The organism is Collinsella sp. CLA-ER-H11 (genome assembly GCF_040092445.1).
GTDB lineage: Bacteria > Actinomycetota > Coriobacteriia > Coriobacteriales > Coriobacteriaceae > Collinsella.
The window spans coordinates 162,830-187,132 of sequence record NZ_JBBNLN010000002.1; the positions used below are offsets into that span (position 1 = coordinate 162,830).

The following is a 24,303-nucleotide window of genomic DNA, read 5'->3' on the forward strand; positions in this document are numbered from 1 at the left end:
GCTTGCCTGATGCCGTGTGAGCGGCTATCATACCCACCGTCGTCTCAAGACCGGGGCGTCCGAGCAGTTCGGGTCCGATATCCTGCTCGTTAAACCTAAAACCAAAGGAGTACATAATGATCAAGAAGGTCATGGAGGACTACAAGGTCCTGTTGCGGAGCATTCCCGCGGCAACGGTTTCGCTGTTTTTCGTGAGTGTCATCATGATGAACCTGCTGGCCAACAAAGAGCTTATCAGCCTGCCGTATCTGGCGCTCGATTGCGGCTTTGTGGTGAGCTGGGTTTCGTTTTTGTGCCAGGACATGATCTGCAAGCGCTTTGGCGCCAAGGCATCCATCAAAATCTCTATCCTCGCGCTGGCAGTCAACCTTGCCGTGAGTCTGTGCTTTTGGGCATGCTCGCTCACGCCCGGCATGTGGGGCGCCTACTACGACACGGGCATGATCGAGGTCAACACCGCCCTTAACGCCACCATCGGCGGCACCTGGTACGTGGTGCTGGGCTCTTCGCTGGCAATGCTCGTTTCTGCCGTGGTTAACTCCACGCTCAACCAGTCGCTCGGCCGTATGCTCAAGAAGAATAACTTTGCGAGCTTTGCCTTCCGTTCCTATGTGTCCACGGGTGTTGGCCAGTTTATCGACAACCTGGTCTTTGCCATCGTGGTGAGCCACACGTTCTTTGGTTGGACCTGGGTGCAGGTCCTCATGTGCTCGCTGACCGGCGCTGTTGCCGAGCTGCTATGCGAGGTCTTCCTGAGCCCCGTGGGCTACAAGGTCGTGCGCGGCTGGGAGCGCGAGAATGTGGGTTCCGAGTACCTCGAGCGCCACGCAACCGCCTAAGGAGCAAGTATGCGGGTTTTGATCACGGGCGCTTCGGGCGGTATCGGAGCCGCGTGCGTGCAGCGCTTTTTGGACGAGGGCCACGAGGTCGTGGGCTTTGACCTGCTGCCGGCGGCGATCGAACACGAGCGCTACCGCCATCTGATCGTTGATGTTCGCGAGCCTAACTCGTTTCCAGGTGACCTTGAGCCTCAGGTAATCGTGAACGTTGCCGGTACGCAGGATTCGGCAGACGACATCGCCGCCAACCTGTATGGCACCATCAACGTGACCGAGCGCTACGCCTTTGTGGGAGAGGGGCTTGTCGCCAAGCCGGCGCCGTCTATCAAATCCGTGGTCAATGTGGGGTCGGCGAGCGGGCATACGGGATCGGAGTTTCCCGACTATGCCGCCAGCAAGGGCGGCGTTATCGCCTACACCAAAAACCTTGCAAACCGCCTGGCACCGCAGGCCATCGCCAACAGTGTGGACCCGGGCGGCGTTATCACGCCGCTCAACCGTTGCGTGATGGAAGACGAACACCTGTGGAACCAGATTATGGAGCTCACGCCGCTTAAACGCTGGGCTACCGCCCAAGAGATTGCCGAGTGGATCTACTTTGTGGGCGTGACCAACCGGTTTATGACCGGACAGAGCCTGCTCATTGACGGTGGCGAGGCCGGCCGCACACAATTTATTTGGCCCGAATAGGAAACGCGCCCGATGGAAAGCCGTCGGGCGCGTTTTTGATGTATCGATTTTTAGCCGAGGCAAGTCCAGTTGACGGGGGCCGAGCCGTGCTGCTCGAGTAGCCGATTGGCTGCTGAGAAGGGGTGCGAGCCCATAAAAGCAGGGAGTTCTGCCGTGGCACGGTTGGCTGAAAGCGGCGAGGGGTGCGTAGAGGCCAGGCAGAACTTGCCGGTTGCCTTGCCCGCGCCGGTCGCGGCGAGCTTGCCTTCGACCATCTGCTGGGCAAAGCGACCCCATGCCAAAAAGACTACCGGCTGGGGCAGCTGGCAGCAGCGCTCGATAACGTAGTCGGTGAGCGTGCTCCAGCCCAGTTTGGCGTGCGAGTTGGCGGCATGCTCGCGCACGGTGAGCGTAGTGTTGAGAAGCAGGACGCCCTGCTGTGCCCATGGGGTTAGGTCTCCCGTGGCGGGAATGGGGCAGTCCAGATCGGCATTGAGCTCCTTATAGATGTTGCGCAGGCTTGGCGGCAACTTGGTTTGCGTCGCGGGGACCGAAAACGACAGCCCCATGGCCTGGTTGGGTCCGTGATAAGGATCTTGACCCAAGATGACAACCTTGACCTTGTCGGCCGGCGTGTAGGCGAGGGCATTGAGGATGTCGTCTTGTGCCGGGTAGATAGTCTGCTCGGCACGCAAAAGGGCGATGCGCTCGAGCAGCTGGTTCGTAGTGTCACGTACCGGCTGCGGCGCATCGCTCAACCAAGTTGCTATGTTGCGGTCGCGGGTTGCGGTGTCCATGGGGCTCCTTTATGGCAGATGCTCTGTTGGCATCTATTGTAAAGGCGCGCCGGTTGCCTTTATGCCACGGCTGTATGAAGAGTGGGGTCTACGAGACTTGTTCGGGCGCTCCTGCTATGCGAGCCTGTCCATGTGCGCGGAGGCGCGGAAGCTCGACGGTTGCCACCATGACGCCGGTGAGGATGAGGGCGGCGCCAAAGAAGGCGATGGGGCCTAGGACCTCGTCGACCAAGAAGAACGAGAAGACGGCGGAGCAGACCGGCTCGAGCGAGAAGGCGAAGCCGGTGGTCTCGGCTGGCACGTGGGGCTGAACGAGCGTCTGGGTGATAAAGCCGTAGGCAGAGCAGATGAGTGCGAGCGCAACGACGACCACGATCTCGCTGGGCGTGCCGGGAAGCGTGAAACCGCCAAAGGTGAATGCGGCGATACCCGAGAATAATCCGCCGAAGCCCAGCTGCCAAACGCCCAGAGCCAGCGGGTCGACTTCTTCGACAAAGCGCTTGGCCACGATAATGTGGCTGGCATAGATAAAGGCCGAGAGCAGCATGATGATCGCACCGGGATTCAGGCTGGTAAAGTCGGCGCCCGAGAGCAGCAGCATGCCGCAGGTGACGATGGCGGTGCCGACGAGCACTTTGCGCTCGGGGGCACGGCGCAGCAGGGCGGCGTTGGCAAACGGCACGATTACGACCGTCAGGCTCTGCAAAAAGCCGGCAGTGGAGGCAGAGGTGAGGCTGGAGCCCAGGCACATGCAGGTGAGCTCGGTTGCCATGATGGCGCCGATGATGGCGGCGCGGACCATAAGGTCGCGGTTGATGCGCAGCGCGCGCTTGTGGAAGAGCAGCAGGCAGGCCGCAAAGGCGATGATGCAGCGCAACGCAACGATGCTCGTGGCGTTCATGCTGTCCATGCCGATCTTCATGAGGGGATACGAAAAGCCCCATGCGACGGGAACGGAAAATGAAAGCGCGATTGCCTTTTTGCGATCCATGGGACTCCTTTTGTTACAGAACGGTTTCGTATAAAGGATTCTGCTCCCAGATGTGGATGTAGTAAAGCGAATGTATCTTCAGTATGATTAAGAAATACTAATATTGGCAGAAAAAGCTCTGGCAAAACGTTTTACGGCTGCATTGATGTGGAGGCACAATGGCATCGCGGTATCAGATTGTTTGTATGGTGGTCGATCGCGGCAGCCTTAAGGGCGCGGCCGATGAGCTGGGCTATACACAAAGTGCGGTGAGCCAGGCCGTCAAGGCACTCGAGCGCGAGCTGGGCACTACGATTATCGAGCGCGGCAAGCAGGGCGTGTCGCTTACGCGCGACGGCAAGCAGTACCTGCCGTATCTGCGACAGATTGTAACTGCCGAGGCCGAGCTTGAGGGCAAACGTCAGGAGTTGCTGGGGCTCTCCTCGACTGATATTCGCATTGCGACGTTTACCAACGTGAGTCGTACCGTGTTGCCACGCGTGATCCGCGACTTTGGTGCGCTGCACCCGGGCGTACGCTTTACCCTCAAGCAGGGCGATTACACGCGCAACGCCCAGTGGGTGCACGATGGCGTGGTTGATTTTTGTTTTACGGCGCGCGGATTTACCGCTGGGCTCGAGAAGCGCGTCGTCTATCACGACGAGTTGGTAGCATTGTTGCCGGCCGCGCATCCGCTGACGGCAAAGGAAAAGGTGACACTCGCCGACCTAGCGTCCGAGCCGTTTGTGCTGCTGGATGAGGGCGAACAGAGCCTGGTGCTCGATGCATTCGCGGCGTATGGCCTGTCGCCGCACGTGACGAGTGAGGTGACCGACGACTACACCATCATGGCGATGGTGGAGGAGGGCCTGGGCGTGAGCATGCTCTACCGTCGTACTGTAGAGGGCATGCAAGCCGATATTCGTGTGCGGCCCATCGTGCATGCTCCCTCGCGCGATGTGGTGGCCGCCTGGCGCAGCTGGGACACCATGCCCATCGCCACGAGGCGCTTTATCGACTATATGAGCTCGCATATTGTCAATTAATGACTGGCGTGGCGTTGAGTGCTGTGTTTAGCGGGCTGTCGCTTTGGCTTGGGTGGCGCGATAGGTGCGTGCCGGGTGGCAAAGTAGTACCGCCACGACCATAAAGAACGCCGTGGTGCCCAGGCTGATGGGGTAGACCATCATGATGTTCGCAAAGGTGCGGAAGTGCGGGAACACGCAGAACACCCAATAGAAGCGGATGCCGCAGACGCAGATCATGGTGATGAGGGCGGGCGTGAGCGAGATACCAAAGCCGCGCAGGTAGCCGGACATGTTTTCGTAGAACATGCTAAAGGCGTACGCCGGGAAGATCGAACACACGCGGATATAGCCGATCGAGACGATGTTGGGATCGCTGTTAAAGAGCGATAGGATCTCGCGTCCCAGGCCGACAATAACGATGATCGTGGTGAGTGCAACGATACCGCCTTCGACCAGGCAGACCTTGAGCGTCTTGGTGCAGCGGTCGATCTGGCGGGCGCCGTGATTTTGTCCCACAAAGGTGGTGCAAGCCTGGCTAAAGCTGTTGAGCAGGTTGTAGCACACGTACTCCAGGCTCATGGCGGCGCTCGATGCCGCCATGACCTCGGTGCCCAGGCTGTTGATGGCGGACTGGATGATGATGTTGGCGACGGCAAAGACGGCGCTTTGGATGCCGGCGGGCAGGCCGATCTTGACGATGCGCTTGAGGGCGACGGGGTCGATAGCCAGGTCGCGTAGGGTGACGCGGACGACGGAGTCGGTCTTGAGCAGGCGGATAAAGAGCGTGGCGGCGCTGACGGTGTAGGCGATGGCGGTGGCGATGGCAACGCCCGCGACGCCCCAGTGGAGTACGGGGACAAAGATGAGGTCCAGGCCAATGTTGAGGACGGTGGACACGGCAAGCGCCTGCAGCGGCATGCGGGTGATGCCGACGGAGCGGAAGATCGCGGCCTCAAAGTTGTAGAGCAAGATCGAGGGCATGCTGAGCAAAAAGACGCGCAGGTAGAGCGAGGCGAGTGGCATGGTTTCGGCGGGAACGTTGAGCGCGGCGAGCATGGGCTCGGCAAAGATCTCGCCCAGTGCGATGACGACAAAGCCCACGAGCGCCATTAAAATCGAGGTATGGACGGCGCGTTTGACCATGTTTTGATCGTTGCGGCCGATAGCGTTGGCGATGACCACGTTGGAGCCAAGCGACATGCCGATAAACAGGTTGAGCATAAGACTGGTAAGCGGAACATTGGAGCCGACCGCCGCCATGGCGAGGGTTCCCTGGTCGCCCGAGAAGTTACCGATGATGACCGTGGCGATGAGGTTCGACAGCTGCTCCAAGATGCTCGTGGCGGCCACGGGGAAGGCGAACAGGGGAATATTGCGCCACAGCGAACCGGTGGTCATGTCAATGTGCTTAGATGCGGTATCAGCCATACGCTCTCAATCTCTAACATGCTCTTTCGTGCTTATTTGCGCAGACGATGATACTCCTAATGCAACCAGTCGGCACCTAGGGACGTTCCTTTTCTGTCGGCAGCTGGGGACACTCCTTGTAGTCATTGGGGACGTCCTTAAACGACTAGTCATTCAAGAACGTCCCCAATGACTAGGTGGGAAAGGCGTGCGACAATGGTGGGCGTTGTGTTGTTCGCGCTAAGGAGTTGCCATGTTGTTGTGTCCCGTTTGCCATGAGCCGTTGGTGGACAATGAGCGCGGTGCTGCATGTGCGGGCGGACACCGGTTTGACCGTGCGCGCGAGGGCTATCTATATCTACTGTGCTCGTCCAAGAGCGGCGACTCCATGGGCGATCCCAAGTCACAGGCGCGCAGCCGTCGCGACTTTCTGAACCGCGGTTACTATGCGCCGTTGCGCGATACGATGGTCGAGCTCGTGCGCGAACGAGCTCAGCGGTGCGCGGCTACGTCGGACAAGCCGCTGCCCTTGCTCGACATTTGCTGTGGCGAGGGGTATTACACGAGTGCTATGGGCGCGGTGCCGGGCGTAGATGCTTACGGTTTTGACCTGGGCAAGGAGATGGTGCGCCTGGCCGCCAAGCGCGGCGATGCGACCTACTTCGTGGCCAACATGAAGGACATCCCCGTGGCCGATGGCGCCTTCGATATGGTGACCGAACTCTTTGCTCCCTTTAACGAGCGCGAGTTTGCCCGCGTGCTGGCGCCAGAGGGTTCACTCTATACCGTGGTACCGGGTGCTCGTCATCTCTTTGGGCTCAAAGAGGTGCTCTACGACACGCCGTACCTTAACGATGAGAAGCTGCCGAAGACCACCGAGCTCGAGTTAGTCGGAACGCAGCGGGTGTCTGCGAACATTACGCTCCAGACTCAGGCAGACATCGAGGCGGTGTTCCAGATGACGCCGTACTACTACCGCACGCGCCCTGCCGACAAAGAGCGCCTGGCAAACTTGGACACCCTTCAAACCGACATCGACTTCATCATCGCCGAGTACCGCCACAGCTAACAACCTGCCAAAAAGGGACAGGTTTATTTTGGTAGGTTTTATCTGGGCAAACGTAAAGGGCCGACCGCGGAGATGCGCGATCGGCCCTTTTTAGCTGCTTGATAGCAGGGGCTATGGGAGACAGGTGCCTACAGGCGGTCCTTGTTCTCGGCCTTAACGGCGTGTGCCTGCTGAACAAAGAACAGGTCGTACACCACGATGACAAAGGCGCCAAAGTTGATGGCGTCGCCGCCAAACGCGGGAAGCGTGAGCACCGCTTGGGCAAGCGTGGCGACCGCGGCAACAATACCGAGCTTAAACGCGCCGTCCACCTGTGAAGGCTTGTTGGCGCCCTTGATACCGGCGACGCCTGCGGCAAGGTCGACGAGACCCTTGGCGATAAGCACGACCGCCGCGAGCGTGGCGTACGAACCGTACGTGGAATCGAGACCGCCCGTGGCGATACCGACGCCGGCGGTGACGAGGCTGGCGATGCCCAAAACAAAGTAGATGAGAGCAAGGATTTTGAGAGTCTTGCGAGTGAAGCTCATGGCTGGTCCTTTCGATACGAGTACGCCAACTTGGCGCACCCAATGTGCTGCACATATCGTGAAGCACATTGTAGTTCAACGCGGCGATGCATGCGCCTGAAAGCGCTTTGAGCCCGCGCGGCCCAACCCAACCTTTCAAAAAGGAAAGCTGGGCGTAAGTCAAATCGATGGCAGCGTATGCGCGGCGCTGCGATGAGGGGGCCATGGTAAGAGTTGGACCGAAGGAGGAGCCATGATGTACGGAGCAGGGCAAGTGCGTGAGCCGCGGTCGTTGGGAAGGCGCATGGGTGATTCTGTGATCGCTGCCGTGTGCACGGGATTGATGGCGGTGCTTTGCATTGGGATGCTGTGGGCCATGTCGCATGTGGGACAATAGCGGACGGTTGGGTGCCGGCATAAACGGCGCTCACGTATTCGTTTTGCTTGTTAAGGAGTACCCATGGGCGTCGTCGATCCCTTTTCTGTTGCTCGGGCCGCGGGGCTTGAGCTGACCGGGAAGCCCGAGGGCCTCACGCTCACTGACGGCACGATGGAGCTGCGCGCCGATTTTGACCGCATGCTGCCGCGGCTCAAGCAGGGCCGTCTGCGGCAAGAGCTGCTGGTAAAGGCTGCGCGCGCAAAAGGCATCGAGAGCCCATGGGCGATTGACGCCACGGCAGGCTTTGGCGAGGATTCGCTGCTGCTGGCGACCGCGGGCTTTACCGTCGATCTGTATGAACAGGATTGCGTGATCGCGGCGCTCCTCAAGGATGCCTTGGATCGTGCGGCAGATGATCCGGCGCTTGCGACAGCCGTGGCGCGCATGCGCTTACATGCGGGCGAGGACAGTATTACCGGCCTTCGCCATACAGCTGAGCTGATCGGGCAGGGCGAGCTCGCGGCTCCCGACGTGGTGTATCTGGACCCCATGTTTCCCGAGCGTACTAAAAGTGCGGCGGTCAAAAAGAAGTTCCAGCTCCTACATCATCTGGAACAGCCGTGCGCCGATGAGGAGACGCTGGTCGAAGCTGCGCTTGCGGTGCATCCGCGCAAGGTCGTTATCAAGCGGCCGGTGAAGGGGCCGCTGCTTGCCGGCGTTAAGCCGAGCTATCAACTTGCGGGCAAGGCAGTTCGTTACGATGTTTTAGTGCCGCCGCGCCCGTAGCTTGCGTGCGATGGCTGGCACTCCGTCAGTGCCGTACCGATGCGGCGCCTATTTCCAAGGGTGCGACGTCAGGTGCCAGCCGCCGCAGTATTCGCATTTGTAGCAGGCCAAACCACGCCGCCCATGGTTTTCGCAGTCGGCCATGACTGCCTCGGCCTCGGCACGCGTGTCGTAACGGTTTTTGCGTTCGCACGACTTGTAGCGCCAGGCTTCATCGCGCTCGGCGTCCAGGGCGTCGCGGCGCTCATCCTCGCGCGCAAACAGGTCGCTCATGTCGCCGCCCGTAGCAGCGCCCAAAAACTCGCTTTTGGCCTTTGACCAGGCGGCTCGCTTTTTGCTCCCCATCTGCTTCGCGCCCCTCTTCAAACGCTGGTATCATTGCTCAATCAAAGTGATACCAATAAACGTGAGGTCGCCGCGTGATGATCAGAAAAACCCTCGATACCGACATTCCCGCCGTCATGGCTATCTATGACGCGGCCCGCGCCTTTATGCGCGCGCATGGTAACGCCACGCAGTGGCCCGAGGGCACGCCTTCTGCCGAGCAACTGACTGCCGATATTGCCGCTGGTGGCAGCTATGTGTGCGAAGTCGACGGTCGCGTGGTGGCGACGTTTGCCTTTTTACCGGGCCCGGACGAGTGCTATGACGTAATTGAGGACGGTCAATGGCGTAGCGACACTCCGTACGCCGTGCTGCACCGTGTGGCATCCGATGGCACCGTGCGCGGTATCGCGGCTGCGATGTTTGCTTTTGCCAAGGAGCGCGCCGACCACCTGCGTATCGACACGCATCAGGACAACCTGCCCATGCAGGGCGCGAGCATCAAGGCCGGATTTGAGCGTGCCGGCGTCGTGTATGTGTCGGACGGCACGCCGCGTGTTGCGTTCGACTGGTTGCGCGAGGCGTAAGAGCAGGAACGCGTATCAACAATTCGCACGAACGAAAATGGTCCCACCCGGGGCCATTTTCGTTCGCTGCGCTGATTTGCAAGCCGGCTTTCGCAAGGCGCGAACCTACGAAAATCGCCGCGCGGCAACGCGGGGCGATGAGCTCGGTCGGGGAATAGGGCCCGCTTCGCCCGCCGGCCCGTAAATTGTATCATCCAGTGTGAAGCGTGAACGCCCGTTGCCGCGTGCGATGGGCTCGTAATAAGAGGAGGGCCATGTCGAAGCAAGCGGTCGTTGGAATCTTGGCGCATGTCGATGCCGGCAAGACCACGTTGGCCGAGGCCATGCTGTTCAACGCGGGTCGTATTCGCAAGCGCGGCCGCGTGGACGATGGCGATTCGCATCTGGACACGAACGCGATCGAGCGCGAGCGCGGCATTACGATTTTCTCGTCGCAGGCCGTGCTCGACCATGGCGATACCCATGTCATGCTCGTGGATGCGCCGGGGCATGTCGATTTTTCTGCCGAGGCGGAGCGCACATTGCGCGCGCTCGACTACGCGATTTTGGTTGTGGGTGCCAACGATGGCGTGCAGGGGCATACCGAAACTCTGTGGCGCCTGCTTGCGCGCTATGACATTCCGACGTTCATCTTTATCAACAAAATTGATTTGGAGAATCCCGGTCGCGATGTTTTGCTGGCACAGCTCGGGCAGCGTCTTTCCGAAGGCTGCCTGGATGCCAACGAACTGCTGGCGGGCGGCGCCGTTCAGGAGGACGCTGCTGCGTTGGACGAAGCGGCGCTCGAGGAGTTTCTTGAGGCGGGTGAGCTTTCCGTCGCAACGCTGTCGCGCATGGTTGCCGAGCGCAAGCTCTTTCCCTGCTTTGCCGGCTCGGCGCTCAAGGACCAAGGCGTGGACGAGCTGCTAGATGGCATGTGTACACTGATGCGTGAACAGGCGTGGCTCGCGGAGTTTGCCGCGCGCGTCTACCGCGTGAGCCGCGGGGATCGCGGTGAGCGCTTGGCTTGGGTTAAAGTGACCGGCGGCACGCTGCATGCCAAGCAGATGATTAACGGACGTTCCGGTGCCGAGGCATGGGAGCAAAAGATCGACCAGGTGCGCATCTATAACGGCGAGAAGTATGAGCTTGCCCAAGAAGTTGCTGCTGGCGGTATTTGTGCCGTGACGGGTCTTGCGCATGTTCGTCCGGGGGATGCCCTGGGCGCGGAGCCCGCGGGCGATGCGCCTGTCATTGCGCCGGTTCTCACCTATACCGTGCTGCCGGGCGAACACGACGTCCATGTGGTATTCAAAGCGTTGACTGAGCTGGCAGACGAAGACCCCATGCTCGGCGTAAGCTGGAACACGCATCTTGAACAAATACATCTGCAGCTCATGGGAGCGGTGCAGCTCGAGATCGTGCAGCGGGTGTTGGCCGATCGTTTTGGCCTTTCGGTTACGTTTGAGTCTGGCGGCATTCTCTATAAGGAGACTATTTCGCAGCCGGTCGAGGGCGTGGGCCACTTTGAGCCACTGCGCCACTATGCCGAGGTGCATCTGCGCCTGGAGCCGTTGCCGGCGGGCTCGGGCGTACAGTTTGGCACCGTGACCTCGACCGACGAGCTCGATCTTAACTGGCAGCGTCTGGCGCTCACCAACGCCATGGAGCGCGATCATCTGGGCGCGCTGACTGGCTCGCCCATCACCGATGTGCGCATTACGCTCACGGGTGGCCGCGCGCATGCCAAACACACCGAGGGCGGCGATTTTCGCCAGGCCACGTACCGCGCGATTCGCCAGGGGCTCATGCAGGCGCGTGAGGCCGGCGCGGCGGTGCTGTCGGAGCCGTGGTATCGCTTTGAGCTCGAGGTGCCGGGGGAGTGCGTGGGCCGGGCGCTCTCGGATGCCACGCGCATGGGTGCCGAGTACGAGCCGCCGACGATGGCGGGAGACCGGGCGAAGCTTGTGGGTCGCGTGCCGGCATCTGAGGTGCAGGATTACGCGCTGGAGGTGGCTGCCTACACGAGTGGTCGTGGGCATCTGTACCTGGAGTTCGCCGGCTATGCGCCTTGCCATGATGCCGAGTGCGTAATCGAGACGGCCGCCTATGAGCCCGAGGCCGATCTGCCCAACACGCCCGACTCGGTCTTTTGCTCTCACGGCGCCGGCTACACGGTCAAGTGGTACGACGTCCCCGCCGCAGCTCACGTAAAGGTCGATCCTGCCACCTTCCGCCCCTATCGCCCCGCCGACCCCACCTTCTTCTGCCATTAGGGGACGGGGTAGAAATGGTAGATTTTTGAACCCTCTGATCCTTGACTAATTGATTTTGGCGCCGACGCTGCAAGAGGGACAGTCCCTTTGTCACCTGCTGATGGTATAACTCGGTATAAGTTGGTATAACTGTTACCAGGGTTTACCGATCCGAGGAGGCCGACATGAATCCAAATCCCTTTAAGCCAACGGCAGGCAAGCGGCCTCCGATGCTCATCGGTCGCGAGTCGGTCATCGAAGATTTCGAAGAAGGGCTCGATAACGGCGCCGGAGCGCCGGGCAGGCTCATGCTCATTACGGGAAACCGCGGCTGCGGCAAGACGGTTCTCCTGCGGGAGCTGCAACGTCTAGCCAATGAGCGCAGATGGGCGGTTGTCTCCGATTCCGCTTCGTTTGGCTTATGCGACCGCTTGGCCGACGCGCTTCGCTCGAATAAACCCGTTGTGACGTCAATGGAGTTCGGGCCGTCATTTGGCCGTATGCCGGTCAAGGCGGCGCGGGCAAAGGGCGAAACGTTGCGAGGGCTGGTCAACGAGCGCCTCAAGAAGCTCGGTCCAGGCAAGGGCATACTGTTTGCGATTGACGAGGCGCAGTCTGCGTCTATCGAGGAGCTGGCGGCTCTTGCCGTTCTCTATCAGCAAGTGCTCGGAGACCAGGATGCCACGGGATTGCCCGATAGCGACCAGCGCGGTCTTGCGCTGGTGTTCGCTGGATTGCCCAGTATGGTTGATGACTTGCTCGAAGAGCCGAGCGTGACGTTTTTGCGCCGTGCCCAGCAGCGTACGCTGGGGGCGATTTCTTTGCCCAAGGTGCGCGATTCGTATATCCAGACGGTCAAAGACGCTGGTCTTTACGTTGACGCGGAGACGGCGGACCTTGCGGCACACAAGAGCATGGGACATCCCTATATGGTTCAGCTGGTGGGCTATTACATGTGGCGCTCTGCTGTCCGACGCAACTCGCAGGTCATTGAAAGGTGCGATGTCGAGGATGGCTATGCGGATGCCGTTTCCGAGTTCTACGAAGCGGTCGACGCGCCCCTGTATTATGGATTGCGCAGTCCGCAACGCCTCTTTATCGAGGCCATGGCGGTTGACGAGGGTAAACCGACGCGCATGGCGGATATCATTGAGCGCTGCGATCGCACCCAGAGCTGGGCGAGTAAATATCGCGCAAGCCTGATTCGCGAGCGCGTCATCGAGGCTGCCGGATACGGCCTCGTCCGGTTTACCGTGCCCATGCTGGGCGCGTACATTCGCGATCGAGTTTTATGGCATGAGTAGGGTGATAAAGGTGACGGAACAGAAGATGAGCCCGCAGGCTATCGAGGTGCGTGGCGCGTGCGTCCATAACCTCAAAGACATCGATATCGATATTCCGCTGGGAAAGCTGGTGGGTATTGCCGGCGTATCGGGTTCGGGCAAGAGTTCGCTGGCGCTGGGAGTTCTTTATGCCGAGGGCTCGCGTCGCTACTTGGAAGCACTCAGCACCTATACTCGCCGTCGCCTGACGCAGGCCGAGCACGCTCAGGTGGACGAGGTGCTGCACGTGCCGGCGGCGCTCGCATTGCATCAGCGCCCCAGCGTGCCGGGCGTGCGTTCCACCTTTGGCACCATGACCGAGCTTAACAATAGCCTGCGTCTGCTCTTTAGCCGTTGCGCCCATCATGTGTGCCCGCATTGCGGGGCGCGTGTAGAGCCGAGCCTTAACGTGGCCGCTGGCCTGTCGCTCACGTGCCCTGCGTGCGGTCGCGAGTTCTACGCGCCGAGTGCCGAGGATTTGGCTTTCAATAGCGGCGGTGCATGCCCCACCTGCGGCGGCACCGGTGTCATGCGCGAGGTGGACGAAGCGAGCCTGGTACCCGACGAGTCAAAGACTATCAACGAGGGCGCGGTCCTTCCCTGGGGCACGCTCATGTGGGATCTGATGAAGCAGGTGGCAGGCGAGATGGGCGTGCGTACCGACGTGCCGTTTAACCAGCTCACGCCTCAAGAGCGCGACATCGTGTTCCACGGCCCGGCGGTTAAGAAGCACATTCTCTACGTTCCCAAAAACGGGGAGGGCGCCACGCCGCTCGACTTTACCTATTACAACGCCGTCTATACCGTTGAGAATGCGCTCGCCAAGGTCAAGGACGATAAGGGCCTCAAACGCGTTGCACGCTTTTTGCGCGAGGGGCCATGCCGTGACTGTGGTGGCACGCGTCTTTCCGAGGCTGCGCGCCAGCCCCAGGTGCGCGGTATCAATCTGGCACAGGCGGCGGCTATGACGCTGGGCGAGGCGATTGAGTGGGTGCGTGGGGTGCCTATGTCCTTGCCGGCCGAGATGCAGCCCATGGCAGCGGATATCTGCGATTCGTTTTTGAGTGTGGCCCGTCGTCTGGTCGACCTGGGTCTCGATTACCTTTCACTCGACCGCGCTGGCGCCACACTCTCCACGGGTGAGCGCCAGCGCGTGCAGCTTGCCCGCGTGGTGCGCAACCGGTCGACGGGCGTGCTTTATGTGCTGGACGAGCCTTCGATCGGCTTGCATCCAGCCAATGTCGACGGCTTGGTGGGCGTGATGCGCGATCTGGTGGATGACGGCAACACCGTGGTTGTTGTCGACCACGACACGCGCGTACTGACGGAAGCCGACTATCTGGTCGAGATGGGCCCCGTTGCCGGAGCAGGCGGCGGCAATGTGATCGCCGCTGGTACGGTAGACGAGGTCGAACAATCGCAAAGCAGCCGCATCGCCCCGTTTTTGCGCGCAGAGTCCAAGCGCTTGCGTCCGCAGGTGACTGACGAGGAAATGTTCGACCAGGGCCATATCCGCATGGCGACCGATGCCATCCATACCGTCAAGCCGCTCGAAGTCGATATCCCGCGTGGCCGCCTTGTCGCGGTGACGGGCGTTTCGGGTTCGGGTAAGACGACGTTGGTGCTCGAGACGCTCATCCCGGCGCTCAAGGCGCAGGCAGCCGGCGAGCGCCTGCCGGGACACGTGCGTTGGGTCGATGCCGAAGGTATTGCCCGCGCAAACCTGATTGACGCTACGCCCATCGGCGCCAACGTGCGCTCGACGGTGGCGACCTATGCCGACATCCATGATGAGCTGCGCCGCGCCTTCGCCCGCACGCCAGAGGCCAAGGCAGCCGGTTACAAGGCGGGTGCCTTTAGCTACAACACCGGCGCCTTGCGCTGCCCTACGTGCGATGGCACGGGCTCGATATCGCTCGACGTGCAGTTTTTGCCCGACGTCGAGATCGTCTGTCCGGCATGTCGCGGTTCTCGTTATGCAGACACGGCTTCGCGTATCCATCGCGAGGGCAAGGACGGGAGTCTGCTTACGTTGCCGCAGCTCATGGACATGAGTGTGGACGAGGCCCTCGACGCCACGGTGGGACTCAAGAAGGTTCAGACACGCTTACAGACCTTGCACGACCTGGGCCTGGGTTATCTCACGCTCGGTGAGCCCACGCCGGCGCTCTCGGGCGGCGAGGCACAACGCCTTAAGCTCGCGAGCGAGATGGGTCGCGTGCAGGACGATGCCGTATTTGTGTTCGACGAGCCCACGATCGGCCTGCATCCGCTCGATGTCCAGGTGTTGCTGAGCGTGTTTGACGGCTTGGTTGCCAAGGGCGCCACGGTTATCGTGATCGAACACGACCTCGATCTTATCCGTAACGCCGATTACGTGATCGACATGGGCCCGGGCGGTGGCGATGCGGGCGGGCAAATCGTCTGCACCGGCACGCCGGGCGACATCGCAGCCTGCTCCAAGAGCATTACCGGTCGCTACCTATAACCGAATGTGGCAAAGGGACAGCCTCTTTGCCTCATTGATGCCTATTTCACGCATTGAGCCGCGAGATAGTCGCGGAAGAATGGCAATTCAAATGCGACGAGCCCTCGTCCTCGTTCCCCGATGATGCCGGCATCTATCATGCGGCGTCGGTAGCGGGAGACCTGCTGCGGCGAACGCTTAAGGCGCTCGACAAGGTCGGCGGTGGTGGACTCTTCCTCGTCATCGAGCATGGCGATGAGGAATCGCTTGTCCTCTGCAGTGAGTTCCCGATAGGTTGCCGCGAGGATTCGGTCGTCCATCTCGTCGCGCGCGATTTTGATTCCCAGGTCAAAGTCGCGTGACGAGATTTCCTTCGAATTGCTTGTGAGATCCCAGGCACGGTAGCCTACGAGTTGCAATAGGAAGGGAAAACCAGAGATCGAGCGAACGGCTCTATCGATTCCCTCAGCATCTGCCAGGCGATCGTTTTCCTGGATCGTGCGAATCAGGGCCTCACGTACGTCATAGTCGGCAATGCGACCCAGACGATATTGTTGGGCGCGGCGAAGGAACGAGACCGTCTTGTGGTTCAGCAACGTCGATACGTTGTTGGGAAGTCCCGCCATGAGCAGGGCGACGCGTTTCCCATCGGTCACAAAGTGCTGATACGTCGCTGCGAGCTGAATCATCTCGTCGAGTGTCGGGTCCACCTCGTCAACCGTGACGAGCAGACCGGTGCCCGCCTCGTTGAGCTGGTCGATGATGTCGCTCATGCGATAACGCCAGGTTGAGGCATCGTGAACGCGATTGACCTCGATGCTGCCGAGCGGTGCAATTCCGAGGCCGGTGACTTCGAAGTTGTTAGACGGGTCGATGAGATGGCCGGCAGCACGTTTCGCCCCGAACTCGATTTCCTCAAGCATTCCCGGGAGCGCGGTCGTCTTTACGGCTATCCAGCCGTGGGATTCCGCCCTTGTCGCGAGCGACGACATGAGAGCGGTTTTACCGGTTCCACGCGCGCCTGAGAAGATCGAGGTCAATTCTGGGCGCCTGCGCTGGCTCAAGAAGGCACGGTCCAAATCTCGAATAATCTGTTGTCTGCCAGCGAGATGGGCGGGAACCTCACCAAAACTGGGGGTAAACGGGTTCTCGAGATATTCCACAAGGCTCTCCTTTCACACCGCCGTTTAACTTCATTTTATTTTAGTCAATTCTGATTAAAAGCAATGGTTCGTTATTTAGAGCATCAATGTGACAAATGAACAGTCCCTTTGTCACATTGATGCCAAAACCAGCTTGTCAAGAGCTAGAGGGTTTAAAAATCTGCCATTTCTACCCCGTCCCCAAATGGCAGGTTTGTTACATGCCCGGAAAGCCTGTTTGGCGCAGGGCTTCGTAGAGGACGATGGCGGCGCTATTGGAGAGGTTGAGGGCGCTGATGCGGTAGTCGTCCGGGTTGACGAAGTTGCCGCAGATATCCTGCCGAAGGATGGTTTCGTGGCCGTGCTCGGTATGCCCGAGCGATTCCTCGTGGGCTCCCCAAGCCTCGGCGTTATCGAGTGAGTCACAATCGCGCAGCATCGGGATGCGCTCGCAGCGCTCGGGCGCCTCGGCAAGCAGTGGCTCGGGAATGCCCGAGCTCTCGCTGCCAAAGACCAAATAGTCGCCATCGCGGTAGGTACTCTGCGCATAGGTGCGGCGTGCCTTTTTGGTCAGCAGATGCAGGCGCTCGTCGGCGGGGGAGAGGCCGTTGCGCGCAAGGAAATCCTCCCATCCGGCATAGGTTGTCACGTCCAAGTTTTGCCAGTAGCCCAGGCCGGCGCGACGCACCGTCTTGTCGTCGAGTGAAAACCCCAGCGGCTCCACCAGATGAAGGCGGGCGCCGGTGACCACGCAGGTGCGGCCGATATTGCCCGTATTGGCCGGAATCTCGGGCGCATACAGCACAATGTTGAACATGAATCTCCTTGGCTCAGAACGAAAAACCACCACGAAGGGGACAGGCACCTTCGTGGTGGTTTAGCGGTTACGTAGGCGGAAAAATACCCGCTTGGTTAAACCTAGGCGCGGTGCCAGTCGGTCAGGCAGGCATCGAGGGAGGCGATGAGCGCATCTTTGTCCATGTGACGGCCGATGATGCACAGACTCGTCATGCGGTCGCCCGTCTCGTCGTCCCAAATCTGCATGATCTCGGGGTTCTCGTCGATGATCTTCTGCTTCTCGCCCTCGGGCGCCGAATCGACAAACAGGCCGTTCTCCATCAGGCGCATCTGGTGGCCGGCCTGCTCAAACATGTAGCACATGTCCGGATCGCCGGTCTGCCACAGCGGGCCCTTGACGCGAATGACCTCGTCGGGCCACTCCTGCTCAACAAAATCGGTGAACTTCTGCAGGTCAAACGGCTTGCGGCGCGAGTAAACAAAGGTCTCGATGTCGTACTCGAGCACCTCGGGGTCGTCGTGCTCCTCGGGATGCTCCATGGCCTCGATCCAGGCGGCGGAGTTGTAGGCGCGCATAAAGTCGAAGCGGTCGGTGTCGAGCAGCTCCTCCATGGGGACCTCGCCGTTTTGGGCCTCGACGATCACGGCGTCTTTCTGCAGGCTGCGCACGATGGCCTTAAGCTCGGCGATCTGCTCAGGGCTCACGGTATCGGTCTTGTTGAGGACCAGCGTGGAGCAGAACTCGATCTGCTGGATGAGCAGACTCTCGATGTCGTCCTCGTCGATATCCTCTGCCAGCAGGTCGCGGCCGCCGTTGAACTCGTCGTACATGCGGGCGCAGTCGACCACGGCCACGATGTTGTCGAGCGCGAGCTTGGGCTCGCCGCCCACCTTGGCCTCGTCGCAGAAGCTCGAGATGGTGTAGGCGATGGGAATGGGCTCGCAAATGCCCGAGGCTTCGATGATGATGTAATCGAAGTTGCCCGAATCGGCGATGCCCTGCAGCTGGTTAGCAAGGTCGTCCGAAAGCGTGCAGCAGATGCAGCCGTTGGTGAGCGGGATGAGGTCGTCGGTCTCGGAAAGGCCGCCGTCGGCGATAAGGCTGGCGTCGACGTTGATCTCGCCGATGTCGTTGACGATCACGGCGGCGCGGATGCCGCCGTCGTTAGCGAGGATGTGGTTGAGCAGCGTGGTCTTGCCGGCACCGAGGTATCCGGTAAGCATGATGATCTTCACGGGTTTGTTGGGCATGTGCCCTCCTTTGTTAGACATGGCTTACAGTTGAATCTTATGCCAAACGCCTGCTCTTATACCCACGCGCCGGCAAATAACACAAGCTACTCCCAGGCTCCCCATACATCGGGGCAATAACCGACGGTGGCCTTTTTGCCGTTGCGCACGATGGGCTCGGCTAGAACCTGCTGGTTCTCGAGCAGCTTGTCGAAGCGCTGGCTAGGGGTGAGGTGCTGGATGAGCGCGAGCGTCTCCTCGTCCTTGGCTTTGGGGTTGAGCAACTTGTCGATACCGCCGACCGCCTGCATCACGCTCGTGAGCTCGCCCTTGCTCATCTCCTTTTCCTTAAGGTCGATAAACTGCACCTTAATGCGGCGCTCCTTAAAAAAGCGCTGCGCCTTCTTGGTATCGAAGGACTTCTTAGTGCCAAAAATCTGAATCATTTTGTTCCGCCGTTCTACCTGATGAAGTTGGTGCGCGCGCGATCTGCCTCGGGTGCGTTGATACCAGCGGCCTGTCCTGCCTCGATACAATGCAGGAGCCAGGCCATGTTCTTGCCGATGTTGCGCATGGTGGCAAGGCCCTCGGCATCCCCATCGGCGTCGCCGGGCACGCGACCAAACACGTTGTTCCAGTACGTGGAGGCGACCACGGGCATCTGGTTGATGGTGAAGTACTTGTTGAGCACATCGAAGGTGGTCGATGTACCGCCGCGACGGGCGACGGCGACGGCAGCGCCCGGCTTGTGTGCAAAGGCCTTGCTGCCGGCATAGAATGCGCGATCGAGGGCCGAAAGGATGCGGCCGCTGGGGTGCGCGTAGTAGACGGGCGAGCCAAAGACAAAGCCATCTGCCTGCTCGGCGGCAGCGATGAGCTCGTTCACCACGTCGTCGTCAAAGGTGCAGCGACCACCAAGCTTGCCGCACTGGCCGCAACCGATGCAATCGCGAATGGGCTTGGCGCCCAGCTGAAACACCTCGGTATCAATGCCCTCGGTATTGAGCTGCTCGGCGATTTCGTCGAGTGCGCGGGCGGTGTTGCCATTTGCCTTGGGACTGCCATTGACCAAAAGAACCTTCATCACAAACTCCCTCTGCTTTAGGTGACTTCTGCAGAGGATTATCGCACGATGGGGGAGGCGGCGCGGGCACGGCGCTAATCCAGTTTGGTACCTGGCACCTGCACGGCTTTCCAGAGCAACGCTTTGAGCTCGTTCAAAATGGAAACGGGCTGACGGTCGACGCCGTCGAGATGAAGCGTCGCCACGCGAATGGGCGGCTGATATTCAAGCGAGCCGATGAGCACGGGAGAGCCCAGGAACCGTTCGATGTCGCTTGCAATATCGTCGATTGCCTCGGGGCCGAGCTCATCGAAGAGTGCCACGAACATCGGCCCCGTCGAGCGGAACAGGCGGCCCTTGCCGCGCGAACAATCCATGAGGCAGGCGGCGCTTTCGGCGAGCACGCGGTCGCCTGCATCGAATCCAAAGCGGGCATTGACCTCGGCGATATCGTCGACCTTAATGGCAATAAAGCCTGCCTCGTGCGGCACACGGCGCATCTCTCCAATAGCGTTGACCAGCGCGTGGACATCGCCCAGGCCGGTCACGGAATCGGTCGTATCCGCTAGGCTTCGGTTGACGATAATGCCCACATACATGCTGGGCTCGGTATCGGTGCCGTCCAAGCGGTAGCCCGTGCAGTCGCAAAGCACGTATTTTCCGGTGGCATCCATTACGCGATACTGCATGTAGTGGAAGTGCCACGTGCCGTTTATCACCATGTCGAGCTCGGCGCGTACGTTGTCGCGGTCCTCGGGATGAACGCGGGCAAGCCACATATCGACCGAATTAAAAGGATGCTGGGAGGGCAGGTCAAAATCGCGCACGGCGTTAACCGACCATTGCGATTCGCCCGTATCGAGGTTAAGGATGAACGGATAGCGCGTCTCGGAGCTCATGGAGATCGCTTGGAACACCCGGTCGTTGCAGGGAAGCTGATCGACGATTGGGCGTTGCGGCGCGTCATTGTCTTTCGGTTGCTGCACACGATGCATAAGCTTATAGCGATACATCTTGCGATCAGCATCCATCGTCATCTGGCGACGCGTGTCGCCGGCAAGTGGATCGACGCGCGAGCAGCCAAAGCTAAAGCTGCCGATCATGGGCGCCTTGCCGCCTGAGCTCGCCTCGATCAGCCCGGCACGTACCTGCTCCAAGCGCTGCTCGAGTTCAGTCTCGTTTGCGGAGGGCGAGATAAGCACAAACTCGTCTCCACCGATACGGAACAGCATCTCATCGTGCTCCATGGTTTCGGAGAGCGTGCGGCAGATGCTCAGAATATAGCGATTGCCTTCGGCGTGGCCAAACCTATCATTGCAATGTTTGAGATGGTCGATGTCAATATAGGCGCAGGTGAAGGGGTCGCCTTTGTGCCAGAGTTGCTCGACGTGACGGTCGAGTCCGCTGCGGTTGCCCAAGTTGGTGAGCGGGTCGATATAGGCGTTGCTCTCAAGCAGCCGGCGCTCTTGTTGCAGGATGGCGTGCGTCTTTTGCAGTTGCTCGCCAACGGCGCGTAGCCCAGCGGGCAGCGCGGCAACATCGAGTTCGGCGGTCGAGATGCCATTCGCAAGTCGCTGAAGATAGGCAATAATCGATTGCTCGCCCAGGCGATATGACTCGTTCATGATGGATACCCTCCTTGGACGGAACAGCGGTTTGTATCATATCCCCAATTCGGTTTGAGTTGGGGATATAAGTTGGCTAATGGAGGCAAATCCCCCCGCTTGGCGGTGGCGTTTTGCGCGCGAGCGTATCAGTTGTTATTGCCACCATCGAGCAATGCCTCAAAATCCTTCGCCGGCATGGGACGGTAGTAGAGGAAGCCCTGAGCGTAGCGGGCGCCCATTTGTCGTAGCATGTTTGCCTGCTCATTTGTCTCGACGCCTTCAACCACGACGGGCAGATGGAGCGACTGCGCCATCTCGAGCATCGATGACACGATCTGCGCGCTGCGGCCTTGATCGCGGTCGGTGGGCACAAAGGTGCGGTCGAGCTTGATGACGTCGACGTTGACGTTCTTGAGCATCGCGAGCGTGGACTGGCCGGTGCCAAAATCGTCCATGTAGGTCGAGAAGCCACGGGTGTGCAGATCCGCGGTCAGCTTATCCACGGCCTCGGACTCTCCGGTATAGGCGGTCTCGGTGATCTCGATGTGCATGAGTTCGGGCGGCAGGTTGTACTGGGCGGCGAGCGACCCCATATGCTCGGCGACATCGCAGGCAAGAATGTCTACGCGCGACACATTGAGGGAAATCGGAACCACGCGAAGTCCTCGATTGAGGCGCTCGCGGAGCCACATGGCGACGCCCTGCCAAACATATTTGTCGAGCGTCACTACAAAGCCGCTTTCCTCGAGTGCGGGGATAAACGTTGCGGGCGAAATGAGAGAGCCGTCCTTGTCAATCCAGCGGGTGAGTGCTTCGGCGCCAATAATCTCGCCGGTTTCCATATCGACCTGGGGCTGAAGATAGTACGTGATGCGACCATTTGACAGCGCGTACTGGAATTCGGTCAGCGTGCGGTTGGACACGATTTCGCGCTTGTACTCCTCGGGGCAAAAAATGGCAATGCGCTCCTTAAAGTCGTTTTTTGCGCGCCGATTGGTAAACATGGCCTTTGCCTGCGCATCGATGGTGATCTCCTCATTGGAATCGATGGGGTAGACGCCCATGGACGGCCAAAAACCTACGCCGTCATCATGCCTGGCTACTGCCTCGCGAACGCGGTTGTAGATTTGATGGACGGTGATGTGCTCAAAGGGGATGAGTACGCAAAAGTCGTCTTGTCCCCAGTATCCCGCGACACCCATGTCGGCGTTCTCGATATCCTTGAGCACCGTGCCCACATCGGCAAGCATACGGTCGCCTTCGGCCTGTCCATACCATTCGTTAAATAGGCGCATGTGGCCCATGTCGACGGTGGCGATACACCAAGCGCAGTCGCGCCTTGCCTTGATGAAGGCATTGGCACGGCGCATAAACTCGCTGGGGCGGTAGAGGCCTGTGAGCATGTCGAGGTGCTCGGCGACGGCGCCTTTGCGTTCCATCTCGGGTATGGGCAGACTGTCGTTGGGAACAAGTCCGCCGGCCGTGCGAAGGCGACGATCGAGTTCGCCCAAAACAGTCGATGCTTGGGAGTCCAGGCGTTCGTAAAAGGTCGGGACGACAAGACAGACGGGAGCAATGGTGTCGCCTGCGATTTGCACAGGAGCGAAAACGGCCTCTTTAAGGTGGCGGGTCAGTTGCTCGAATGCCTCGTGGTCCAGGTCGTTGCTGAGCACGACGAACTGGACGCTACGTGAACGGTAGACCCTGCTCCTGCCGCGGGTGATCGACAGCATGCGGCCTGCGTATTCGGCAAGCATGTTGTCGACAGCCTCGGCCCCGTAGAGCTCGTTGAGCTTTGTCGTGCCACGAACGCGCACCGCTATAAGCCCTGTCTTGCAACGGTCAAGGCGGCAGGTATCGATAGCGTTGACCAGCATGCGCTGCGTTCCGAGGCCTGTGGCGGCGTCGACGGTTTCGGCAAGTGAGTGGTTGACGAGCTCGCCGACATAGAGCGAGGGGACATTTCCGTCGCCGTCGATACGAAACCCGCGAGCACGGCAAAGGACGTAGTCGCCGACGGCGTTGCGCACACGATACTGCATGACGCGACGGTGCTTGGTACCGTTGTAGACTTGGTCGATGTCGTTGACGCAGGCCTCAAGGTCGTCGGGATGGACGCGCGTTTTCCAGTAATCGCGACAGTTGTTTATGTGCTCTGAGGGAAGGCCAAGATCGCGCAAGGCACCTTGTGACCAAAGGGTGCGATGTTTGTCCAAGTTCTCGATAAAGAAATAACGGCCCTCGTTGAGCATCGAAAAGGCGTCGAAAACGCGATCGCTTATTTCGAAGTCGTCGGCGTGGACTTGCGTGATATTGCGCCGATCGAGGTGCATGGCATGACGTAGCTTGTAGTCGTACATGCGATGGTCGGCATCGAGTGTCATGCGATTGGAGGCTTCGCCCAGGGCGGGGTCGGCGTGTGCCACTCCGTAGCTAAACGAGCGGGGCATCTCGGAATCGTTGTTTTTGAGCAGGACCGTTCGGCAGTGTTCCAGACGTTCGGCGAGGTCGTCTTCGGTCGCAATCGTAGACAGGATGGCAAACTCGTCGCCTCCCAGACGAAATGCCGCCTCGTCTACTTTCATATACAGCTTAAGATAGAGGCTTACCTGCAAGATATAGCGGTTGCCCTCGTCATGGCCAAAGACGTCGTTGCAGTGCTTGAGATTGTCGATATCGATGAACGCCATGGTAACGGGGGTGTCCTGCTCCCAGAGCTCCTCGAGGGAACGGGCAAAGCCGCCACGGTTGCCAAGCCCGGTAAGCTGGTCGGTAAAGGCGGTCCTGATCAGATCCTCCTGACGCTCGAGAAGGTCGCGGACGGTCTTTTCGAGCGTTTCGGTGTAATTGCTGACAGTATCCATGTCGTAAGCGGCTTTCTGAGGTCGGGCGAATTGCGTCGGGCGAGCTCGTTGTGCACACGCGTTGTTGTTCGGCGCTTTGCGTGTATCCAGGCCCCCGCCTTGCTGCGTTGTTGGGTTAATTTACCGGCTAATGTTCGCTGTTGATAACTGCTGAGTAGTATAAACAACAGTGCAGAATTATATATGGGTGCACATGCTGTGGGCGGCTATTA

The 24,303-nt window shown here is 59.8% G+C and carries 21 protein-coding genes; 9 read left to right on the forward strand and 12 right to left on the reverse strand.

Annotated features, from left to right (window positions below; all coding sequences use genetic code 11):
• Positions 1 to 116 precede the first annotated feature (116 nt).
• Both AAAX35_RS02285 and AAAX35_RS02290 read left to right on the forward strand, forming a co-directional pair.
• Positions 117 to 839, forward strand: a complete 723-nt coding sequence (locus tag AAAX35_RS02285; protein WP_229090641.1) for a VUT family protein — start codon at positions 117 to 119, stop codon at positions 837 to 839.
• A gap of 9 nt (positions 840 to 848) precedes the next feature.
• Positions 849 to 1,529, forward strand: a complete 681-nt coding sequence (locus tag AAAX35_RS02290) for an SDR family oxidoreductase (protein ID WP_349116602.1) — start codon at positions 849 to 851, stop codon at positions 1,527 to 1,529.
• A 50-nt stretch (positions 1,530 to 1,579) separates the two neighbouring features.
• On the opposite strand, the gene AAAX35_RS02295 is transcribed toward AAAX35_RS02290, so the two are convergent.
• Positions 1,580 to 2,305, reverse strand: a complete 726-nt coding sequence (locus AAAX35_RS02295; protein ID WP_349116603.1) for a uracil-DNA glycosylase — start codon at positions 2,303 to 2,305, stop codon at positions 1,580 to 1,582.
• Between the two features lie 88 nt (positions 2,306 to 2,393).
• Complete coding sequence (locus AAAX35_RS02300) at positions 2,394 to 3,296, reverse strand: DMT family transporter (protein WP_349116604.1); 903 nt, start codon at positions 3,294 to 3,296, stop codon at positions 2,394 to 2,396.
• A gap of 158 nt (positions 3,297 to 3,454) precedes the next feature.
• Between AAAX35_RS02300 and AAAX35_RS02305 the strand changes: the two genes are divergently transcribed.
• Entirely contained in the window at positions 3,455 to 4,321 is an 867-nt protein-coding gene (locus tag AAAX35_RS02305; RefSeq protein WP_349116605.1) for a LysR family transcriptional regulator, read from the forward strand.
• A gap of 27 nt (positions 4,322 to 4,348) precedes the next feature.
• Here AAAX35_RS02305 and AAAX35_RS02310 read toward each other — a convergent pair whose 3' ends face one another.
• On the reverse strand, positions 4,349 to 5,731 hold the full coding sequence (locus AAAX35_RS02310) for an MATE family efflux transporter (RefSeq protein ID WP_349116606.1): 1,383 nt from the start codon (positions 5,729 to 5,731) through the stop codon (positions 4,349 to 4,351).
• 232 nt (positions 5,732 to 5,963) lie between these two features.
• On the opposite strand from AAAX35_RS02310, the gene AAAX35_RS02315 reads away from it, so the two are divergent.
• Positions 5,964 to 6,779 (forward strand): putative RNA methyltransferase, encoded by an 816-nt coding sequence (locus AAAX35_RS02315; RefSeq protein WP_349116607.1) that lies wholly within the window; start codon positions 5,964 to 5,966, stop codon positions 6,777 to 6,779.
• 128 nt (positions 6,780 to 6,907) lie between these two features.
• Here AAAX35_RS02315 and AAAX35_RS02320 read toward each other — a convergent pair whose 3' ends face one another.
• Positions 6,908 to 7,309, reverse strand: coding sequence for a hypothetical protein (locus AAAX35_RS02320; RefSeq protein ID WP_055286664.1), 402 nt, complete (start codon positions 7,307 to 7,309; stop codon positions 6,908 to 6,910).
• Between the two features lie 439 nt (positions 7,310 to 7,748).
• On the opposite strand from AAAX35_RS02320, the gene AAAX35_RS02325 reads away from it, so the two are divergent.
• Positions 7,749 to 8,453, forward strand: a complete 705-nt coding sequence (locus tag AAAX35_RS02325; RefSeq protein WP_349116608.1) for a class I SAM-dependent methyltransferase — start codon at positions 7,749 to 7,751, stop codon at positions 8,451 to 8,453.
• Positions 8,454 to 8,501: 48 nt separating this feature from the next.
• Here AAAX35_RS02325 and AAAX35_RS02330 read toward each other — a convergent pair whose 3' ends face one another.
• On the reverse strand, positions 8,502 to 8,798 hold the full coding sequence (locus AAAX35_RS02330; RefSeq protein WP_055286660.1) for a hypothetical protein: 297 nt from the start codon (positions 8,796 to 8,798) through the stop codon (positions 8,502 to 8,504).
• Positions 8,799 to 8,875: 77 nt separating this feature from the next.
• Here AAAX35_RS02330 and AAAX35_RS02335 point away from each other — a divergent pair, with 77 nt between their 5' ends.
• From AAAX35_RS02335 to AAAX35_RS02350, 4 genes are all read left to right on the forward strand, one after another.
• Positions 8,876 to 9,364 carry an N-acetyltransferase gene (locus tag AAAX35_RS02335; protein WP_349116609.1) on the forward strand — a complete coding sequence of 163 codons (489 nt, stop codon included), beginning with the start codon at positions 8,876 to 8,878 and terminating at the stop codon, positions 9,362 to 9,364.
• Positions 9,365 to 9,618: 254 nt separating this feature from the next.
• Positions 9,619 to 11,619, forward strand: a complete 2,001-nt coding sequence (locus tag AAAX35_RS02340) for a translation factor GTPase family protein (RefSeq protein ID WP_349116610.1) — start codon at positions 9,619 to 9,621, stop codon at positions 11,617 to 11,619.
• 164 nt (positions 11,620 to 11,783) lie between these two features.
• Positions 11,784 to 12,902, forward strand: coding sequence for an ATP-binding protein (locus tag AAAX35_RS02345; RefSeq protein ID WP_349116611.1), 1,119 nt, complete (start codon positions 11,784 to 11,786; stop codon positions 12,900 to 12,902).
• Positions 12,903 to 12,912: 10 nt separating this feature from the next.
• Positions 12,913 to 15,408, forward strand: coding sequence for an excinuclease ABC subunit UvrA (locus tag AAAX35_RS02350; RefSeq protein ID WP_349116612.1), 2,496 nt, complete (start codon positions 12,913 to 12,915; stop codon positions 15,406 to 15,408).
• A 41-nt stretch (positions 15,409 to 15,449) separates the two neighbouring features.
• Here the strand turns inward: AAAX35_RS02350 and AAAX35_RS02355 are convergent, their stop codons facing one another.
• The 7 genes from AAAX35_RS02355 to AAAX35_RS02385 form a co-directional block, all read right to left on the reverse strand.
• A complete protein-coding gene (locus AAAX35_RS02355) occupies positions 15,450 to 16,310 on the reverse strand; it encodes an ATP-binding protein (RefSeq protein WP_349116613.1) in 861 nt (286 codons plus the stop codon).
• Positions 16,311 to 16,746: 436 nt separating this feature from the next.
• Entirely contained in the window at positions 16,747 to 17,346 is a 600-nt protein-coding gene (locus AAAX35_RS02360) for a tRNA (cytidine(34)-2'-O)-methyltransferase (RefSeq protein ID WP_349116614.1), read from the reverse strand.
• Between the two features lie 101 nt (positions 17,347 to 17,447).
• Positions 17,448 to 18,578 (reverse strand): GTP-binding protein, encoded by a 1,131-nt coding sequence (locus AAAX35_RS02365; RefSeq protein WP_349116615.1) that lies wholly within the window; start codon positions 18,576 to 18,578, stop codon positions 17,448 to 17,450.
• Between the two features lie 86 nt (positions 18,579 to 18,664).
• Positions 18,665 to 19,003 carry an ArsC/Spx/MgsR family protein gene (locus tag AAAX35_RS02370; protein WP_349116616.1) on the reverse strand — a complete coding sequence of 113 codons (339 nt, stop codon included), beginning with the start codon at positions 19,001 to 19,003 and terminating at the stop codon, positions 18,665 to 18,667.
• A 14-nt stretch (positions 19,004 to 19,017) separates the two neighbouring features.
• A complete protein-coding gene (locus AAAX35_RS02375) occupies positions 19,018 to 19,641 on the reverse strand; it encodes a flavodoxin family protein (protein ID WP_349116617.1) in 624 nt (207 codons plus the stop codon).
• A gap of 74 nt (positions 19,642 to 19,715) precedes the next feature.
• Positions 19,716 to 21,245: a diguanylate cyclase gene (locus AAAX35_RS02380; RefSeq protein WP_349116618.1), complete on the reverse strand. Its 1,530-nt coding sequence runs from the start codon at positions 21,243 to 21,245 to the stop codon at positions 19,716 to 19,718.
• A 128-nt stretch (positions 21,246 to 21,373) separates the two neighbouring features.
• Positions 21,374 to 24,091: an EAL domain-containing protein gene (locus AAAX35_RS02385; protein WP_349116619.1), complete on the reverse strand. Its 2,718-nt coding sequence runs from the start codon at positions 24,089 to 24,091 to the stop codon at positions 21,374 to 21,376.
• Between the last annotated feature and the right edge of the window lie 212 nt (positions 24,092 to 24,303).

What these genes read in the sequence shown, in the direction of transcription:
- AAAX35_RS02285 (WP_229090641.1), top strand. Translation starts at nt 117, where the DNA reads ATGATCAAGAAGGTCATGGAGGACTACAAGGTCCTGTTGCGGAGCATT.
- AAAX35_RS02290 (WP_349116602.1), top strand. Translation starts at nt 849, where the DNA reads ATGCGGGTTTTGATCACGGGCGCTTCGGGCGGTATCGGAGCCGCGTGC.
- AAAX35_RS02295 (WP_349116603.1), bottom strand. Translation starts at nt 2,305, where the DNA reads ATGGACACCGCAACCCGCGACCGCAACATAGCAACTTGGTTGAGCGAT.
- AAAX35_RS02300 (WP_349116604.1), bottom strand. Translation starts at nt 3,296, where the DNA reads ATGGATCGCAAAAAGGCAATCGCGCTTTCATTTTCCGTTCCCGTCGCA.
- AAAX35_RS02305 (WP_349116605.1), top strand. Translation starts at nt 3,455, where the DNA reads ATGGCATCGCGGTATCAGATTGTTTGTATGGTGGTCGATCGCGGCAGC.
- AAAX35_RS02310 (WP_349116606.1), bottom strand. Translation starts at nt 5,731, where the DNA reads ATGGCTGATACCGCATCTAAGCACATTGACATGACCACCGGTTCGCTG.
- AAAX35_RS02315 (WP_349116607.1), top strand. Translation starts at nt 5,964, where the DNA reads ATGTTGTTGTGTCCCGTTTGCCATGAGCCGTTGGTGGACAATGAGCGC.
- AAAX35_RS02320 (WP_055286664.1), bottom strand. Translation starts at nt 7,309, where the DNA reads ATGAGCTTCACTCGCAAGACTCTCAAAATCCTTGCTCTCATCTACTTT.
- AAAX35_RS02325 (WP_349116608.1), top strand. Translation starts at nt 7,749, where the DNA reads ATGGGCGTCGTCGATCCCTTTTCTGTTGCTCGGGCCGCGGGGCTTGAG.
- AAAX35_RS02330 (WP_055286660.1), bottom strand. Translation starts at nt 8,798, where the DNA reads ATGGGGAGCAAAAAGCGAGCCGCCTGGTCAAAGGCCAAAAGCGAGTTT.
- AAAX35_RS02335 (WP_349116609.1), top strand. Translation starts at nt 8,876, where the DNA reads ATGATCAGAAAAACCCTCGATACCGACATTCCCGCCGTCATGGCTATC.
- AAAX35_RS02340 (WP_349116610.1), top strand. Translation starts at nt 9,619, where the DNA reads ATGTCGAAGCAAGCGGTCGTTGGAATCTTGGCGCATGTCGATGCCGGC.
- AAAX35_RS02345 (WP_349116611.1), top strand. Translation starts at nt 11,784, where the DNA reads ATGAATCCAAATCCCTTTAAGCCAACGGCAGGCAAGCGGCCTCCGATG.
- AAAX35_RS02355 (WP_349116613.1), bottom strand. Translation starts at nt 16,310, where the DNA reads ATGCTTGAGGAAATCGAGTTCGGGGCGAAACGTGCTGCCGGCCATCTC.
- AAAX35_RS02360 (WP_349116614.1), bottom strand. Translation starts at nt 17,346, where the DNA reads ATGTTCAACATTGTGCTGTATGCGCCCGAGATTCCGGCCAATACGGGC.
- AAAX35_RS02365 (WP_349116615.1), bottom strand. Translation starts at nt 18,578, where the DNA reads ATGCCCAACAAACCCGTGAAGATCATCATGCTTACCGGATACCTCGGT.
- AAAX35_RS02370 (WP_349116616.1), bottom strand. Translation starts at nt 19,003, where the DNA reads ATGATTCAGATTTTTGGCACTAAGAAGTCCTTCGATACCAAGAAGGCG.
- AAAX35_RS02375 (WP_349116617.1), bottom strand. Translation starts at nt 19,641, where the DNA reads ATGAAGGTTCTTTTGGTCAATGGCAGTCCCAAGGCAAATGGCAACACC.
- AAAX35_RS02380 (WP_349116618.1), bottom strand. Translation starts at nt 21,245, where the DNA reads ATGAACGAGTCATATCGCCTGGGCGAGCAATCGATTATTGCCTATCTT.
- AAAX35_RS02385 (WP_349116619.1), bottom strand. Translation starts at nt 24,091, where the DNA reads ATGGATACTGTCAGCAATTACACCGAAACGCTCGAAAAGACCGTCCGC.